17 protein-coding genes are annotated in these 14,539 nt (G+C 43.6%); 10 read left to right on the top strand and 7 right to left on the bottom strand.

Annotated features, from left to right (window positions below; genetic code table 11):
* Window positions 1-44: 44 nt before the first annotated feature.
* From MTN95_RS15300 to MTN95_RS15290, 3 genes are all read right to left on the bottom strand, one after another.
* Window positions 45-881 (bottom strand): MerR family transcriptional regulator, encoded by an 837-nt coding sequence (locus MTN95_RS15300; protein ID WP_248338827.1) that lies wholly within the window; start codon window positions 879-881, stop codon window positions 45-47.
* 71 nt (window positions 882-952) lie between these two features.
* The gene (gene bmr / locus MTN95_RS15295) at window positions 953-2,122 is read right to left on the bottom strand and encodes a multidrug efflux MFS transporter Bmr (RefSeq protein WP_024121980.1); all 1,170 of its coding nucleotides are present in this window, start codon (window positions 2,120-2,122) and stop codon (window positions 953-955) included.
* Between the two features lie 123 nt (window positions 2,123-2,245).
* Complete coding sequence (locus MTN95_RS15290) at window positions 2,246-3,139, bottom strand: YegS/Rv2252/BmrU family lipid kinase (RefSeq protein WP_248338824.1); 894 nt, start codon at window positions 3,137-3,139, stop codon at window positions 2,246-2,248.
* Window positions 3,140-3,300: 161 nt separating this feature from the next.
* Between MTN95_RS15290 and brxB the strand changes: the two genes are divergently transcribed.
* The 6 genes from brxB (at window position 3,301) to MTN95_RS15260 (ending at window position 7,849) form a co-directional block, all read left to right on the top strand.
* Window positions 3,301-3,738, top strand: coding sequence for a BrxA/BrxB family bacilliredoxin (gene brxB / locus MTN95_RS15285; protein ID WP_248338821.1), 438 nt, complete (start codon window positions 3,301-3,303; stop codon window positions 3,736-3,738).
* Between the two features lie 266 nt (window positions 3,739-4,004).
* Window positions 4,005-4,772, top strand: coding sequence for an arginine ABC transporter substrate-binding protein ArtP (artP, locus tag MTN95_RS15280; protein WP_202853861.1), 768 nt, complete (start codon window positions 4,005-4,007; stop codon window positions 4,770-4,772).
* Between the two features lie 80 nt (window positions 4,773-4,852).
* Entirely contained in the window at window positions 4,853-5,512 is a 660-nt protein-coding gene (gene artQ / locus MTN95_RS15275; RefSeq protein ID WP_014664528.1) for an arginine ABC transporter permease ArtQ, read from the top strand.
* Entirely contained in the window at window positions 5,505-6,227 is a 723-nt protein-coding gene (gene artM, locus MTN95_RS15270; protein WP_024121976.1) for an arginine ABC transporter ATP-binding protein ArtM, read from the top strand. Before artQ ends, artM begins: the two co-directional genes overlap by 8 nt.
* Window positions 6,228-6,298: 71 nt before the next feature.
* The gene (locus tag MTN95_RS15265) at window positions 6,299-7,267 is read left to right on the top strand and encodes an aromatic acid exporter family protein (RefSeq protein ID WP_202853860.1); all 969 of its coding nucleotides are present in this window, start codon (window positions 6,299-6,301) and stop codon (window positions 7,265-7,267) included.
* A gap of 51 nt (window positions 7,268-7,318) precedes the next feature.
* Window positions 7,319-7,849 carry a L,D-transpeptidase gene (locus MTN95_RS15260; protein ID WP_248338819.1) on the top strand — a complete coding sequence of 177 codons (531 nt, stop codon included), beginning with the start codon at window positions 7,319-7,321 and terminating at the stop codon, window positions 7,847-7,849.
* A 20-nt stretch (window positions 7,850-7,869) separates the two neighbouring features.
* Here MTN95_RS15260 and prli42 read toward each other — a convergent pair whose 3' ends face one another.
* Entirely contained in the window at window positions 7,870-7,962 is a 93-nt protein-coding gene (gene prli42 / locus MTN95_RS15255) for a stressosome-associated protein Prli42 (RefSeq protein ID WP_003226489.1), read from the bottom strand.
* 89 nt (window positions 7,963-8,051) lie between these two features.
* Here prli42 and mce point away from each other — a divergent pair, with 89 nt between their 5' ends.
* From mce to MTN95_RS15240, 3 genes are read left to right on the top strand one after another with little or no spacing between them, the layout of a single operon-like run.
* On the top strand, window positions 8,052-8,474 hold the full coding sequence (gene mce, locus MTN95_RS15250) for a methylmalonyl-CoA epimerase (protein WP_105955620.1): 423 nt from the start codon (window positions 8,052-8,054) through the stop codon (window positions 8,472-8,474).
* Complete coding sequence (locus MTN95_RS15245) at window positions 8,467-9,990, top strand: acyl-CoA carboxylase subunit beta (RefSeq protein ID WP_103672294.1); 1,524 nt, start codon at window positions 8,467-8,469, stop codon at window positions 9,988-9,990. The genes mce and MTN95_RS15245 overlap by 8 nt, the downstream gene beginning before the upstream one ends.
* Before the next feature lie 17 nt (window positions 9,991-10,007).
* Window positions 10,008-11,123, top strand: coding sequence for a tripeptidase T (locus MTN95_RS15240; protein WP_105991948.1), 1,116 nt, complete (start codon window positions 10,008-10,010; stop codon window positions 11,121-11,123).
* 49 nt (window positions 11,124-11,172) lie between these two features.
* Here the strand turns inward: MTN95_RS15240 and MTN95_RS15235 are convergent, their stop codons facing one another.
* The 3 genes from MTN95_RS15235 to mifM form a co-directional block, all read right to left on the bottom strand.
* Window positions 11,173-11,901 (bottom strand): YqjF family protein, encoded by a 729-nt coding sequence (locus MTN95_RS15235; RefSeq protein WP_248338817.1) that lies wholly within the window; start codon window positions 11,899-11,901, stop codon window positions 11,173-11,175.
* A gap of 126 nt (window positions 11,902-12,027) precedes the next feature.
* Complete coding sequence (locus tag MTN95_RS15230) at window positions 12,028-12,855, bottom strand: membrane protein insertase YidC (protein WP_105954881.1); 828 nt, start codon at window positions 12,853-12,855, stop codon at window positions 12,028-12,030.
* A 29-nt stretch (window positions 12,856-12,884) separates the two neighbouring features.
* Window positions 12,885-13,172, bottom strand: coding sequence for a membrane protein insertion/folding monitor MifM (gene mifM / locus MTN95_RS15225; protein ID WP_248338896.1), 288 nt, complete (start codon window positions 13,170-13,172; stop codon window positions 12,885-12,887).
* 72 nt (window positions 13,173-13,244) lie between these two features.
* Between mifM and MTN95_RS15220 the strand changes: the two genes are divergently transcribed.
* Window positions 13,245-14,489, top strand: a complete 1,245-nt coding sequence (locus MTN95_RS15220; RefSeq protein ID WP_024121967.1) for a DNA polymerase IV — start codon at window positions 13,245-13,247, stop codon at window positions 14,487-14,489.
* Window positions 14,490-14,539: the final 50 nt, after the last annotated feature.

Raw genomic sequence — 14,539 nt, 5'->3', positions numbered from 1 at the left:
TTTTTGAACGATAACTTCAAAAAATGCTCTTTTTCTATGTACCATTATTCTGCGATTCGAATTTTCATCTCAACTCGATATTCTTCTTGTTTTTTCGGAGAATAATGAATCGGTATGATTAACTCGTAAACATCACTGATAACCGTTAATTGATGGTCCGCGATATACTTAATTAGCTTCTGTAAGTTGAGAAAATAATGCTCCGGAGAGAAATTATAAGCGATACAAACATATTTGCCTTTTGGTATCGTTGTGATTTCCATATCCGGCGTAATCGAAGAAATTTGTTTATTCGTTAAGACAGGCGTGAAAATATGACGGTAAGTCATTTCATCAATGTTGTTGTACGGCTGAAACGAGAAAGTAGCACCGTAGCTATTGTTCGTAAACCCATCAGCTGATTCGATAAAGGTTTTTAGTTTGCTGTATGAAGCGTTGAGCACGTTTTCAGGCCCGATTCCCTCTGCCTCTGTCTGTATAATCCGTATTTCTTCTTCATCTAGAACAAACACCTCACCGAGCGCAGGATATTCCATCTGCCGCTTCATTCGCTTTTTCACCAGAGCAATGGTCTGCTCCAATGTTGATAAAAAATCTAATTTCTCCCTGATTTGCTTTTCCTGCTCTGTATAAAAAGAAAACAGTTCTTCCATCTCTAATTCCTGTGCCTTTTTCATCTCTTCTAAAGGTGTGCCGATATATTTTAATGATTTAATCAAATCAAGATGATAGAGCTGGGAGTCTGTATAAAAGCGGTATTTGGTATCCGGGTCGACGTAGGCGGGTTTAAATAAATCAATCTTATCATAATAACGAAGCGCTTTAATCGACACATTTGCCAGTTTTGAAACTTGTCCAATTGAGTAATACGAGTCCTTCATGCCATCACTCCCCTTATGATCAGTATAATAAAAAAGCGCATCCTTTGCAGTACACAAAGAATACGCTTTTTTTACATGCTGGCTTTTATATGGGCAGGGGCTTTCCAGGCAATGGTCAGCGCAATGCCTATGGCTAAAGCTACTGTTGCAAAATAGAATGGATAGTTTAAGTCAATATCGAATAGCATTCCCCCAATAATGGGGCCGAACACATTGCCGATACTCGTAAACATTGAATTCATCCCGCCGGCAAACCCCTGTTCATTTCCCGCAATTTTTGACAGATAGGTTGTTACGGCCGGCCGCATAAGATCGAATCCGACAAATACGGTGAAGGTAACTAATAAAATCGCAGCATATGAATTTACGATGGTCAGCAAAAACACAAGACTAGTTGAGAGAATTAAGCTGTAGCGGATTAAACGGATTTCCCCAAACCACCTTGTGAAGCGGTCGAATAAGACGACTTGCGTGATGGCTCCGACAATTGCTCCCCCAGTTATCAAAATGGCAATGTCACTGGCCGTAAATCCGAATTTATGATCAACGAATAACGCAAATAAAGATTCAAACGATGCTAATCCAAAAGACGATATTAAAATGATGAGAAAAGCAATGAAATACATAGGTGCAAAAATCCGCTTGAATCCTGTCTTTTGGCCCTCTATTTTCTCATTCTCAGGATTTCGCTCCGGTTCCCGAAGCGTTAGCATCGATAAAATGGCTGCTATTAACGCAAAGGCTGCCGCAAAGAAGAAAGGCAGACGGGAATGGATTTCCGCTAAAAATCCGCCAATGCCGGGACCGATAATAAAACCTGTTGAAATAGCGGCTGACATATAGCCGAGCGCTTTCGGCCGTGTTTTAACAGTAGTGATATCGGCGATAAAAGCCGTGACCCCGGGCATAATGAAAGCAGCACTGATGCCGCCAAGCATACGGGATATAAATAAAATGTCAACTGTTTTTCCGATGCCGAATAAAAACTCTGAAACACTAAAAAACAACAGGCCAATCACGATCATAATTTTGCGTCCGAAGCGGTCAACCCAGCGTCCGGCGATTGGTGACACAATAAGCTGCGTAACAGCGAAGCATGCAACCATATAGCCGACCGCGGTACCGGATAAATGCAATTCATTCATAATCGCGGGCGTTACCGGAATCACAAGCCCGATCCCTAAAAAAGCAATGAATAAATTGGTTAATAATATAGCTAATGTGATGTTCTGTTTCTTCATGTGACTTCCCCTTTTTACGAAAGTGTATCCCTTATACTGTAAGACCTCCTCTTAGGGGAGAGTCAACGGATTTCTTTCTATGAAGCTGTTCGCTCTTCATAAACGTCCTTTACCAGCGGACAGTTATTCATTGTGGGGAATAAGCATGTCAATGTGCTGCGGAAGGACTTGAATCACAGCCGGTGTATGTGTGTACACCTCTCCATCTGTATCAGCCTTTTTAACAGTATCTGTTTCAATTTCGACGCGAGAGGCCTGAACATAGGACAGCTCTCCGGTGAATCGCTCTATTGTGCCCTGTTCCATATTCATCAGCTCGCGCAAAGCGGAGAGATTGGTGCTGCGGCAAATGAGGATATCAAGTAATCCGTCACATATACTGGCATCCGGCAGGGGAATTCGATTCGTTCCGATGTACTGTCCGTTCATGACAAGCAGCATAACGGCTTCATCTTTTATCTCTTGCCCATCGATTGTCAATGAAATAGGAAAGGATTCAGCAGATGAGACGGTACGTAACGCGCTTGTAAAATAGCTGATTTTTCCTAATAGCGCTTTTTCCGTTTCGTTGATTTGATTCGATGTTTCTGCGATCAGGCCGATCCCCCAGAAATTCAAAAAATAACGATCGTTCATCTGGCATACATCAACCTTGGATTTTTTTCCTGACACGAGTGCTTCGGCTGCCTTTGCAAGATTTTGAGGAATGTCCAGCACTCTTGAAAAGTCATTGCACGTTCCGCCGGGCAAAATACCGACAGCTGGCCTTCTTTCTAACGTACTGATGCCATTGATGCATTGATGGACTGTACCGTCGCCGCCGAGAATAAAGACAGTCTCGACAGAATCATCTATCGAACGGCAAAAATGATAGGCATCGTCTTTTTTCTTTGTCTGTTTAATGATCACCTCATCTAACGATTGTGATAACACCGGCACAACAGCTCCTAATGCTTTTTCTATATTTTTGTTGCCGGCGTTTCCATTATGAATAAGTAAAGCTTTCCTGTGGCTCATACAAAACTGCTCCTTTATTTATACATCTGATTATATAATTCCCTTTTCTTGTAAGCAGTAAACGGAAAGCAAAAAATCCTCCGATATAAGCGGTGGCATTTGCCGATAAGGCGGTTTCCTTGCTATCATAAGAACAGATGATGAAAAAGGAGAGGTCTTCATTGAACATGGACTTTAATTTATTTATGAATGATGTTGTCCGCCAAGCGAGACAAGAAATTGCGGCTGCCGGATATACCGAGCTGAAAACAGCTGAAGAGGTGGACGAGGCACTTACGAAAAAAGGAACGACGCTTGTCATGGTCAACTCTGTCTGCGGATGCGCGGGCGGGATCGCAAGACCGGCTGCATACCATTCCGTTCATTATGACAAAAGACCTGACCAGCTCGTGACTGTGTTTGCGGGACAGGATAAAGAAGCGACGGCAAGAGCGCGCGAATATTTCGAAGGATATCCGCCATCTTCTCCGTCATTTGCTATTCTAAAAGACGGGAAAATCATGAAAATGGTGGAGCGTCATGAAATTGAAGGCCATGAGCCGATGGCAGTTGTCTCTAAACTGCAGGAAGCCTTCGAAGAATATTGCGAAGAAGTATAAGATAAAACCCCGGATGCCCGAGCGGCACGGGGTTTTTTTGTGCATAAAATTCCAAGTCATAATGAATAAATATTAGATTTTATTCAATTGCTACGCTACAGAAGATGTCCTTTTATCTAGTAATATGAAAAGAGATTGCTGGAAAAATAAGCTTCGAGATAATTTTTAAAAATAGTATTGCATAAAAATAAGAAAGTGTTTAAAATACAAATTAACGAATAAATATTCAAATATGATAAAAGTAATGAATATGGGGGAAATGGATCATGAAAAAATGGCTCTTATTATTGATAGCTGCGTGCATCACCTTTGCATTATCTGCTTGCGGCTCAAGCAGTTCAGGTTCAGAAAGCGGCAAGAAAAAATTAGTTATGGGAACTTCGGCGGATTACAAACCGTTTGAATATAAAGATGGCGATAACATTGTCGGTTTTGATGTAGAGTTGGCAAAGGCCCTTGCGAAGAAAACCGGCTACGAAATTGAAGTGCAGGATATGGACTTCAACAGCTTAATTACAGCACTGAAATCAAAACAAGTGGATTTGGTTTTGTCAGGAATGACACCGACGCCTGACCGTAAAAAACAAGTTGATTTTTCCGATGTATATTACACAGCCAATCATATGATTGTCAGCAAAAAAGACAGCGGCATTAAGTCTTTAAAAGATCTGAAAGGAAAAACAGTCGGCGTTCAGCTTGGCTCCATTCAGGAAGAGAAGGGGAAAGAGCTTTCTCCGGAATATGATTTCAAAACAGAAGACCGCAACAGAATTTCTGATTTGGTGCAGGAAATCAAATCTGACCGCTTTGACGCCGCGATTATTGAAGACATGGTGGCAGAAGGGTATTTCAAATCAAATGATGACCTGCAGGGCTTCGTGATTCCTGATGCGAAAGCGGAAGAAGCCGGTTCTGCGATTGCTTTCAGAAAAGACAGTGAGCTGACGGACAAATTCAATAAAGCGCTCAAAGAAATGCAAGATAACGGAGAGCTCGATAAATTGAAGAAAAAATGGTTCACTGGCGAGAAGTAAAAAAAGCGGCTCAACTTTTTCGTTGAGCCTTTTTATTGAATAGGAAATCTTTTTTCCTGTAAGAAAAGGAGACAAAGGCTATGAATTTGGATTTTTCAGCAACGATTCCCCAAATTCCTTTTATATTAGAAGGCTTAGCAATCACATTAAAAATTGTTGTTGTATCTGCTATTATCGGACTTATATTAGGGATTGTGCTAAGCTTATGCAAGATCAGCACATTCCGCCCGCTGATCTGGATTGCTGATTTTTACACATCAGTATTTCGCGGCACGCCTTTAGTGCTGCAGCTTATGATTGTTTATTTCGGGCTCCCGCAGCTGCTCGGCTTTCAAATTGACCAGTTTTGGGCGGCGGTTGTCGCATTGTCACTGAATTCCGCTGCTTATGTATCGGAAATTATCAGAGCGGGAATCAACGCAATTGATAAAGGGCAAAAAGAGGCTGCTGTCGCACTGGGTGTTCCGTACGGCAAAATGATGAAGGATCTGCTTTTGCCGCAGGCCTTCAAAAATATATCACCTGCTATTGTAAATGAATTAATTACGTTAACAAAAGAATCGGCGATCGTTACCGTTATTGGTCTTGGCGATGTCATGAGACGCGCCTATCAAGCTGGCGCCGCCACTTACAATTACCTTGAGCCGCTGATTATCGCCGGATTGATTTATTATGTGCTTGTCCTTATTTTAACGTTTATCGGCAAGGCTGTAGAAAGGAAGCTGAAATCCAATGATTAAGGTTGAAAAGCTGTCAAAATCATTTGGGAAACATGAAGTATTAAAAAACATTTCAACAAACATCGCTGAAGGTGAGGTTGTTGCCGTCATCGGCCCTTCAGGCTCAGGCAAATCAACATTTCTTCGCTGTTTGAATCTTTTGGAGAAGCCTAACGGCGGAACCATCACAATTAAAGACAAAGAGATTACGCAGCCGAAAACCAATACATTAAAGGTACGGGAAAACATCGGAATGGTATTTCAGCATTTTCATCTTTTTCCGCACAAAACGGTTCTCGAAAATATCATGTACGCACCTGTAAATGTCAAAAAAGAATCAAAGCAGACTGCACAGGGAAAAGCCGAGGAGCTGCTGCGCAAAGTCGGATTGTTTGAAAAGCGAAATGACTATCCAAACCGTTTATCAGGCGGACAAAAGCAGCGTGTCGCCATCGCTCGTGCTTTGGCAATGAATCCTGAAATCATGCTGTTCGACGAGCCAACGTCCGCGCTTGACCCTGAAATGGTCAAAGAAGTGCTCCAGGTCATGAAAGAACTGGTCGAAACCGGTATGACCATGGTAATCGTTACACACGAAATGGGCTTTGCAAAAGAAGTGGCCGACCGCGTGTTATTTATGGATGAAGGAATGATTGTCGAGGATGGCAATCCGAAAGAATTTTTTCTTTCGCCGAAATCCAAAAGAGCGCAGGACTTTTTAGAAAAAATATTATAGAATATAGAGAAAAAGGAGAAGGCTTGTGCTTCTTCTTTTTTGTTGAAGAAACAAATAGAATGGAGTCCGACATGTTTAAAATTGGTTACCGCACAATAAAGACCGCACTTGGAACAGCTCTGGCTATTTATATAAGCCAGCTATTGCATTTGCAAAACTTCGCATCAGCAGGAATCATCACCATTTTGTGCATACAAATCACACAAAAACGGTCGCTTCAAGCGTCATGGGCCCGATTTGCAGCATGCTGTCTGGCAATTCTCTTTTCCTATCTCTTTTTCGAACTGATTGGTTATCATCCGTTTGTCATTGGATTGCTTTTGCTGATTTTCATCCCGACAACAGTTGTATTAAAAATCAACGAAGGTATCGTCACCAGCTCTGTTATTATCCTTCATCTGTATATGTCCGGCGGCATTACGCCCCAATTCATCTGGAATGAAGTCCAGTTAATTACGGTGGGAATCGGCGTCGCTCTTTTCATGAATCTGTATATGCCGAGCCTTGACCGGAAGCTGATTGCCTATCGAAAAAAGATAGAGGACAATTTTGCTGTCATTTTCGCAGAAATCGAACGGTATTTGTTAACTGGTGAGCAAGATTGGACAGGGAAAGAAATTCCGGAAACACACCAGTTAATCACTGAAGCCAAAAACCTGGCGTACCGAGATGTACAAAACCACATACTGCGCCACGAAAATCAGCACTATCATTATTTTAAAATGAGAGAAAAACAATTTGAAATCATCGAGCGCCTTCTCCCTAAAGTGACATCCATTTCCATTACGGTGGATCAGGGAAAAATGATTGCTGAATTTCTTCGCGATCTGCGGGAAGCAATTCACCCGGGGAATACAGCCTACAAATTTTTGAAAAGACTTGCTGACATGAGAAAAGAATTCGAAGAGATGCCGCTTCCTGCGACAAGAGAAGAATTTGAAGCGAGAGCCGCACTCTTTCATCTTCTTGGGGAAATGGAGCAATATTTAGTGATCAAAAGTTATTTCAAAGGAATCAAAGCAGAAAAATCGCTCGCTTAACTCGCATGAGCTCATCCTACATTGGTCAACCTAATGGAAAAGGAGGAGCTTATGCGTTTTTTCTTATGTTCAGTATTGATGATTATTTCTCCGATATGGCCTCTTGGCGAAAATCCGCTTCCGGGTGACCCGTATGTCATCGTCAACAAGAAAACAAATGAGCTTGCTGTCATCATCGATAACAAAATTGAAGGCGTTTATCGTGTGGCAACCGGAAAGTCGGATGATCTGACGCCTGAGGGAGAATTTTCGATTACAGTAAAAGCGGCGAATCCTTATTACAGAAGGAAAAATATTGAAGGCGGAGCTTCTGAGAATCCGCTTGGGGCAAGATGGATTGGGTTTGATGCGAGAGGGACAGACGGCCGGATATACGGTATTCACGGGACAAACCGGGAAGAATCTATCGGTCAATTTGTATCTAACGGCTGTATACGTATGCATAACGATGAAGTTGTCCATCTGTTTCAAGAAATTCCGGTGGGGACGAGAGTGCTGATCACGAAAGACTCCCGGTCTTTTGAGGAGATTGCCATTGAGCATAAAGCCCTGATAAAAAAGCAGGATGTTCCCGTTCAATAAGGCCGCCTGCTTTTTTATCATTATAAAAACATAACGATTCCTGAGAGTACTGTTGAAAGAATAAAAACTCCCAAAATCACGATTAAAACGCTTTTCATCAGTTTTTGAGACATGGTTTCACTCCTTAGACAATCTGATTATATTTTAACGTGTTTTGTATGGGCGGACAAGCGATATCTATTGCCGGAAAGCAGGGATGAAAATGACCGGACTTGACCATATTGGGATTGCCGTTTATTCCATAAAAAAAGCCAGAGCTTTTTATGAAGATGTATTGGGATTAACGTTTCTTCATCAAGAAACGGTTGAAGAGCAAAAGGTGATCATTGCTCTGTTCCAAGCGGGGGGCGTTTATTTGGAGCTGATCGAGCCGTTAACGCCTGACAGCCCTGTCCGTACATTTTTAGATAAAAAAGGAGAGGGGCTGCACCATGTTGCGTTTTTATGCAGCGGCTTAACAGATCAGCTTCAAGCATTATCAAACCGGCAAATTGATGTAATAAACAGGCAGCCGAGACAGGGAGCAAACGGGAAACAGATCGCGTTTATTTCTCCGCGGGAAACAAATGGTGTGCTTGTAGAGCTCTGTGAACCGAAAGGAGATCAAGACATTGAACATGAATGAACATATCGGTCATCTATACAACAGGCGCAGGCAGGCGGAAGAAGGCGGGGGACATGCAAAGCAGGCTGAACAGCGGAAAAAGGGAAAGCTCACAGCGCGGGAAAGGATCGCCTATCTCCTGGATGAGGATAGTTTTATCGAATTATATCCCTTCATGGAGAGCCGAAGCTTAACAAGGGAGCAGCGTATATTGGGAGATGGAGTCGTGACGGGCTACGGGACGATTGACGGCCGCTCTGTATATGTGTTTGCGCAGGATTTTACCGTATTCGGCGGGGCGCTTGGCGAAACCCATGCGAAAAAGATCACCTCTCTGATGGATCTTGCAGCAAAAAATAAAGCACCGATTATCGGGCTGAACGACTCAGGTGGTGCGAGAATTCAAGAGGGTGTGGTATCATTAGATGGATACGGTCACATATTTTACCGAAACGTCTTATATTCCGGAGTCATTCCGCAAATCTCGGTTATATTAGGGCCGTGCGCTGGAGGCGCTGTGTACTCTCCGGCACTTACTGATTTTATCTTTATGGCAGAACAGACGGGCCGAATGTTTATTACCGGTCCGAAGGTCATTGAAAAAGTAACAGGAGAACAGGTTGATGCGGAGAGCTTAGGAGGAGCGGGAATACATAATGCCGTCAGCGGAAATGCCCACTTTTCCGGAAAAACGGAAGAGGAGGTTCTGGCAGGAGTGAAGAAGCTGCTGTCTTATTTGCCGCTCGACAAACAGATATCACTACCTTCATCTGTGGATGAGGCCTCCAGCTCGTTAATAAACCGCCTCGTGCCGGCTGACAGCACAAAGCCGTATGATGTTCGGGCGGTGATTCAGGAATTGGCTGATCCGCAGTCTTTTTTTGAGATTCAGCCGTATTTTGCGAAAAATATAGTCATCGGATTTGCAAAGCTTGGCCAAAAAACGATCGGAATTGTGGCAAACCAGCCGAAACATTTAGCAGGAAGCCTGACGATTGACGCGGCTGATAAAGCAGCGAGATTTATCCGGTTTTGTGACGCCTTTGACATCCCGCTGTTAACTGTCGAAGATGTTCCGGGGTTTTTGCCCGGCATTCAGCAGGAGCATAACGGCATTATCAGACACGGAGCCAAATTGCTGTTTGCTTATGCAGAAGCGACGGTCCCAAAAGTAACGCTCATTATCAGAAAAGCGTATGGCGGGTCGTATGTCGCCATGAACAGCAAATCCATCGGAGCGGATCTCGTGTTTGCTTGGCCAAATGCCGAAATCGCAGTGATGGGTGCTGAAGGTGCGGCATCTATTTTGTATGACAAGGATATTGAAGCGTCAGCTGACCCGCAAAAGACAAAACGCGAAAAAACAGCTGAATACAAAAAACAAAACGCCAGCCCTTACAAAGCGGCGGCATGCGGAATGGTCGATGACATCATTTTGCCGGAAGAATCAAGGAAAAGACTCATCCAAGCTTTTCACATGCTTGCACATAAGACAGAAGAGAGACCGAAAAAAAAGCACGGTAACATACCGCTTTAACATGGAGGGACTTACAAATGGTGAATGAAAAACGCCTGCTGGAAGAATTTTTAGAGCTTGTACAAATCGATTCAGAAACGAAGCACGAGGCTGAAATCTGCAAAGTGCTGAAACAGAAATTTTCTGATTTAGGTGTAGACGTAAAAGAAGACGATACAATGGATATCACTGGCCACGGAGCCGGAAACCTGATCTGCACATTAAAAGGGACGAAAAAGACAGATACAATTTATTTTACATCTCATATGGACACAGTCGTACCCGGAAACGGCGTAAAACCGGTTGTTGAGGACGGATATGTCAAAACAGACGGCACAACGATTTTAGGCGCCGATGACAAAGCCGGATTGGCTGCCATGTTTGAAGCAATTAAAGTGCTCAAAGAAGAAAACATTGAGCACGGCACGATTGAATTCATCATCACTGTAGGTGAAGAATCAGGTCTTATCGGGGCAAAGGCGCTTGACCGTTCCATGATGACAGCATCCTACGGCTATGCTCTTGATTCAGACGGAAAAGTCGGCAATATCATTGTTGCAGCACCGACTCAGGCGAAGGTAAGAGCGGCGATATACGGTAAAACTGCACACGCCGGAGTTGAACCAGAAAAAGGTATATCAGCGATTACAATCGCAAGCAAGGCAATTTCAAAAATGCCATTGGGCCGCATCGATGAAGAAACAACAGCAAACATCGGTCGGTTTGAAGGCGGCACACAAACGAATATTGTGTGCGACGAAGTTCATATTCTCGCTGAAGCGCGTTCTTTAGTTCCTGAAAAAATGGAAGTGCAGGTTCAAAAAATGAAAGCTGCTTTTGAAGAGGCGGCAGCTGATATGGGCGGACGTGCAGAAGTTGAAATCGAAGTCATGTATCCAGGGTTTAAATATCAAGATGGCGACCAGGTCGTTGAAATCGCGAAAAAAGCGGCAACGAAAATCGGACGCACAAGCGAGCTGCAAACGAGCGGCGGCGGAAGCGACGCAAACGTAATCGCAGGCCATGGCATCCCAACGGTCAATCTTGCTGTCGGGTATGAGCAAATTCATACGAAGAACGAAAAAATGCCGATTGAAGAGCTGGTGAAAACAGCAGAAATGGTTGTTGCCATTATTGAAGAAGCAGCAAAATAATGAAGAAAAACCCGAGTGCGGATCTGGCATTCGGGTTTTTTTCTGACAGTCAGTGCCATTGTCGAAGCGGCCAAAATAACACGTCTTGTTTTTTGGCAAAATGAAGCAGCGGTTCTGAGTCTGGTAAAGTGATTTCGTGAGCATCAGCCACTGTATTGATTGAAAACTGGGCCTCGGCTCTTTGAAGAAGCCAAGGATAATGGTGAATGTCCTCATAATAGAGCTTGTCACGATGGGCGGTATAGAGTCTGTAGCGCTCCGTCAGCCAGTAATCAAGCGAATCATCTTGCGCTGTAAAAGGCGCAGAGAGCGGCCGGTACTTGGCGCCGAATTCTGCTTTTCCGGCGTCTCTCCGTTTGCTTCTATATTCCATATCAGCCCCATTTTTTTCGGTTTTCATATCGGCGTAAAAATAAGGCAAATGAAAGAAAGTCCGTGCACCTTGAACTGCCAGCCGATGATCAGCATCTAAGCTGAAGAAATAAATGCCTGGCTTGCCTTTATAGGTGACATAAGTGCGCAGGTTAAGCTCTGGAAAGGACTGGGCTCCGGGAATAGGAGGGAGAAAACGCGCGCGAAGGTTTGTGAGCATAAAGGGAAGCACGCTGACCCAAGCTTGTCCGTTATATGTATCTATGTCCAATATCGGCGGAATCTTAGCTCGGAGGGTAGAGTAATCAACCGGCCAATGAGCAAATAAGACATCATTCCATGTTTGTTTCATGATCCAAATTCCCTCAGGCACAGAAATATTTTTTTGTTGAGACTGTTCCGTCACGACACCAGCTCCTTTCATTTGGATGTGAGTAAAGGTATTCCCGATTTTTTTCTTTTTAGACGAATGCAGGTTCTAAAACGTGATGGAAATAAAAAACAACTCCGAACAAAAGTCGGAGTTGTTTTTCTATTTCACCGGCTCTGTAAGAGCGGCTGTTTTTTTATGTTTATGGTGTGTCATCTGAAGTACGACGTTTTGCACTGTCAAGAACAGGCCGCTGGTGAACCAGTACAGCGGAAGGGCTGCAGGAACATTAAGCGAGAAAATCGTCATCATCACAGGGAAGATAAACACCATTAGTTTTGCAGATTGCTGCGCTGCCGGATTTTGCGGGACAGCGGAATATTTCGCGCTCAGTTTTTGAGCGACATAGGCTTGGACAAAATACATGATCCCTGCACTAAGGGACATGAGAATATCAGATTGCCCTAAACTGAACCACAGAAACGAGTGTGACGCAATTTCAGGTGTTGAGCGAATCGCGTAATAAAGCCCAATCATAATCGGAGACTGAATCAGCATTGGAAGACAGCCCATCGCAAGCGGGTTGATATTATGCTCCTGATACAGCTTCATCATTTCCATTTGGAGTTCTTTCTGTTTTTCCGGGTCCTTTGTCTTTTTGATTTTGGCTTGAATGCTGTCTACTTGCGGTTTAATGACTGCCATTTTTTCTTGGAACACACGCTGTTTTTTAAACTGATTGACAAACAAAGGCAGTACCACAACGCGCACAATAACGGTTACAAGTATGATAGACAACCCGTATTCTCCGTGAAACAGTCCGGCAACGCCTTTCAGCAGCGAGGAAAACGGCTCAATTAAATAGTCGTGGAAAAAACCGACGTTACCGAGACCTCCCACCTGATTTGTTGCAGCAAAAGCTGCGTTGCCCGAGCATAATACGATCAAAAAGGCCCCTAAAGCCAAAAGTTTCTGATATGTTTTTAACAATTTGTTCTCCTCCTTTTTATAAATGCGGTTTATAAAAGAAGGGAACTGACGTCTTCATCATCATTCACAGGTGAATTCATGCGGAAGACTTTACGTATCCAAGTTGTAATGCGATGATATATAATAATAAGAAAGTCTGTTCGGTTTATTCGAAAGACCGTCTGATGTTCATCTGTTCGTTTTGATTTCCACCGCTCGCCGGCACGGCACTCTCGCAAGAGAAAGGCAATCCCTATGGCGGTCAGAGCCGGAAGAATAATTGTGAAAAAATCGACTAAGAATAAAACGTCATTTATCGATTCCACAAACATTGTAATCACATCCATTCAATACCTTCATTTTACTATATGTACAAGCCGTTGTCTAATGAACGGAAAGGAGATATGTTTATGCCGGGGAAGGGCCGAATTATTTTCCATATTGATATGAACAGTTTCTATGCATCGGTGGAAATGGCATATGACCCGGCTCTCCGAGGAAAGCCGGTTGCAGTTGCCGGAAACGTCAAAGAACGCAAAGGCATCGTCGTCACATGCAGCTACGAAGCAAGGGCGCACGGCGTGAAAACAACCATGCCGGTTTGGGAAGCAAAGCGTAACTGTCCTGAGCTCATCGTCCTTCCGCCGAACTTTGACCGCTACAGAAGCTCTTCAAGAGCGATGTTTAGCATCCTTCGTGAATATACAGATCTGGTGGAGCCTGTATCCATCGACGAAGGCTATATGGATATGACGGATACACCATACAGCCGCAATGCCTATGAGACGGCAAAAGAAATACAAAGCAGACTGCAGAAAGAGCTGCTGCTTCCGTCAAGCATCGGAATCGCCCCTAATAAATTTCTCGCCAAAATGGCATCCGATATGAAAAAGCCGCTTGGGATCACCATCCTGAGAAAAAGAGAAGTGCCTGATATCCTTTGGCCTCTCCCCGTTGGAGAAATGCATGGCGTAGGCAAAAAGACGGCGGAAAAACTGAACGGGCTCAGTATTGATACGATTGGAGATTTAGCGGCCGCTGACGAACACTCGCTGAAACGGCTGCTTGGCATCAACGGGCCCCGTCTAAAAAATAAAGCGAACGGCATTCACCATGCCCCTGTTGATCCGGAGCGCATTTATGAATTTAAAAGCGTAGGCAATTCATCCACACTTTCTCATGATTCTGCCGATGAGGATGAGCTGTTAGCTGTTTTTCGCAAACTGTCCGCATCAGTTAGCGACCGTTTGCAGCGTAAGGAAGTAATGGCTTCAAAGCTGTTTATTATGATCAGATATGCGGACTGGAAAACCATTACGAGAAGCATCACACTGAAGAATCCGATAGATCAAAAAAACGAAATATATAATGAAGCAGAACATCTCTTCTTTAAGCATTGGAACAAAAACCCCATCAGGCTGCTCGGCATTACCGGAACGGATTTGGTAGAAAAAGAGCAAGCCTATAAGCAGCTCGATTTGTTCAGCTTTACAGAGGATGCGAAGGATGAACCGATTCAGCAAATGATGGAAAAACTGAACGAAAAGTATGGTTCCAAGCTGATCAGAAAAGGTGCAAAGGTTAAAAAAGACGAGAGCAAAACAAGCGGAACAAGCTTTAATAAAGATTTTTTTCAAGATGAAAAGAAAAGCTGAATGTCTTGAAATAAGGGGGTGAAGTATGGTAATTTCAATAGTATAAATAT

The sequence above is a fragment of the Bacillus sp. 2CMS4F genome, from assembly GCF_023161785.1.
Lineage (GTDB): Bacteria > Bacillota > Bacilli > Bacillales > Bacillaceae > Bacillus > Bacillus halotolerans.
Note: the sequence above shows the minus strand (reverse complement) of the source record. Positions and strands in the feature narration are given on the sequence as shown.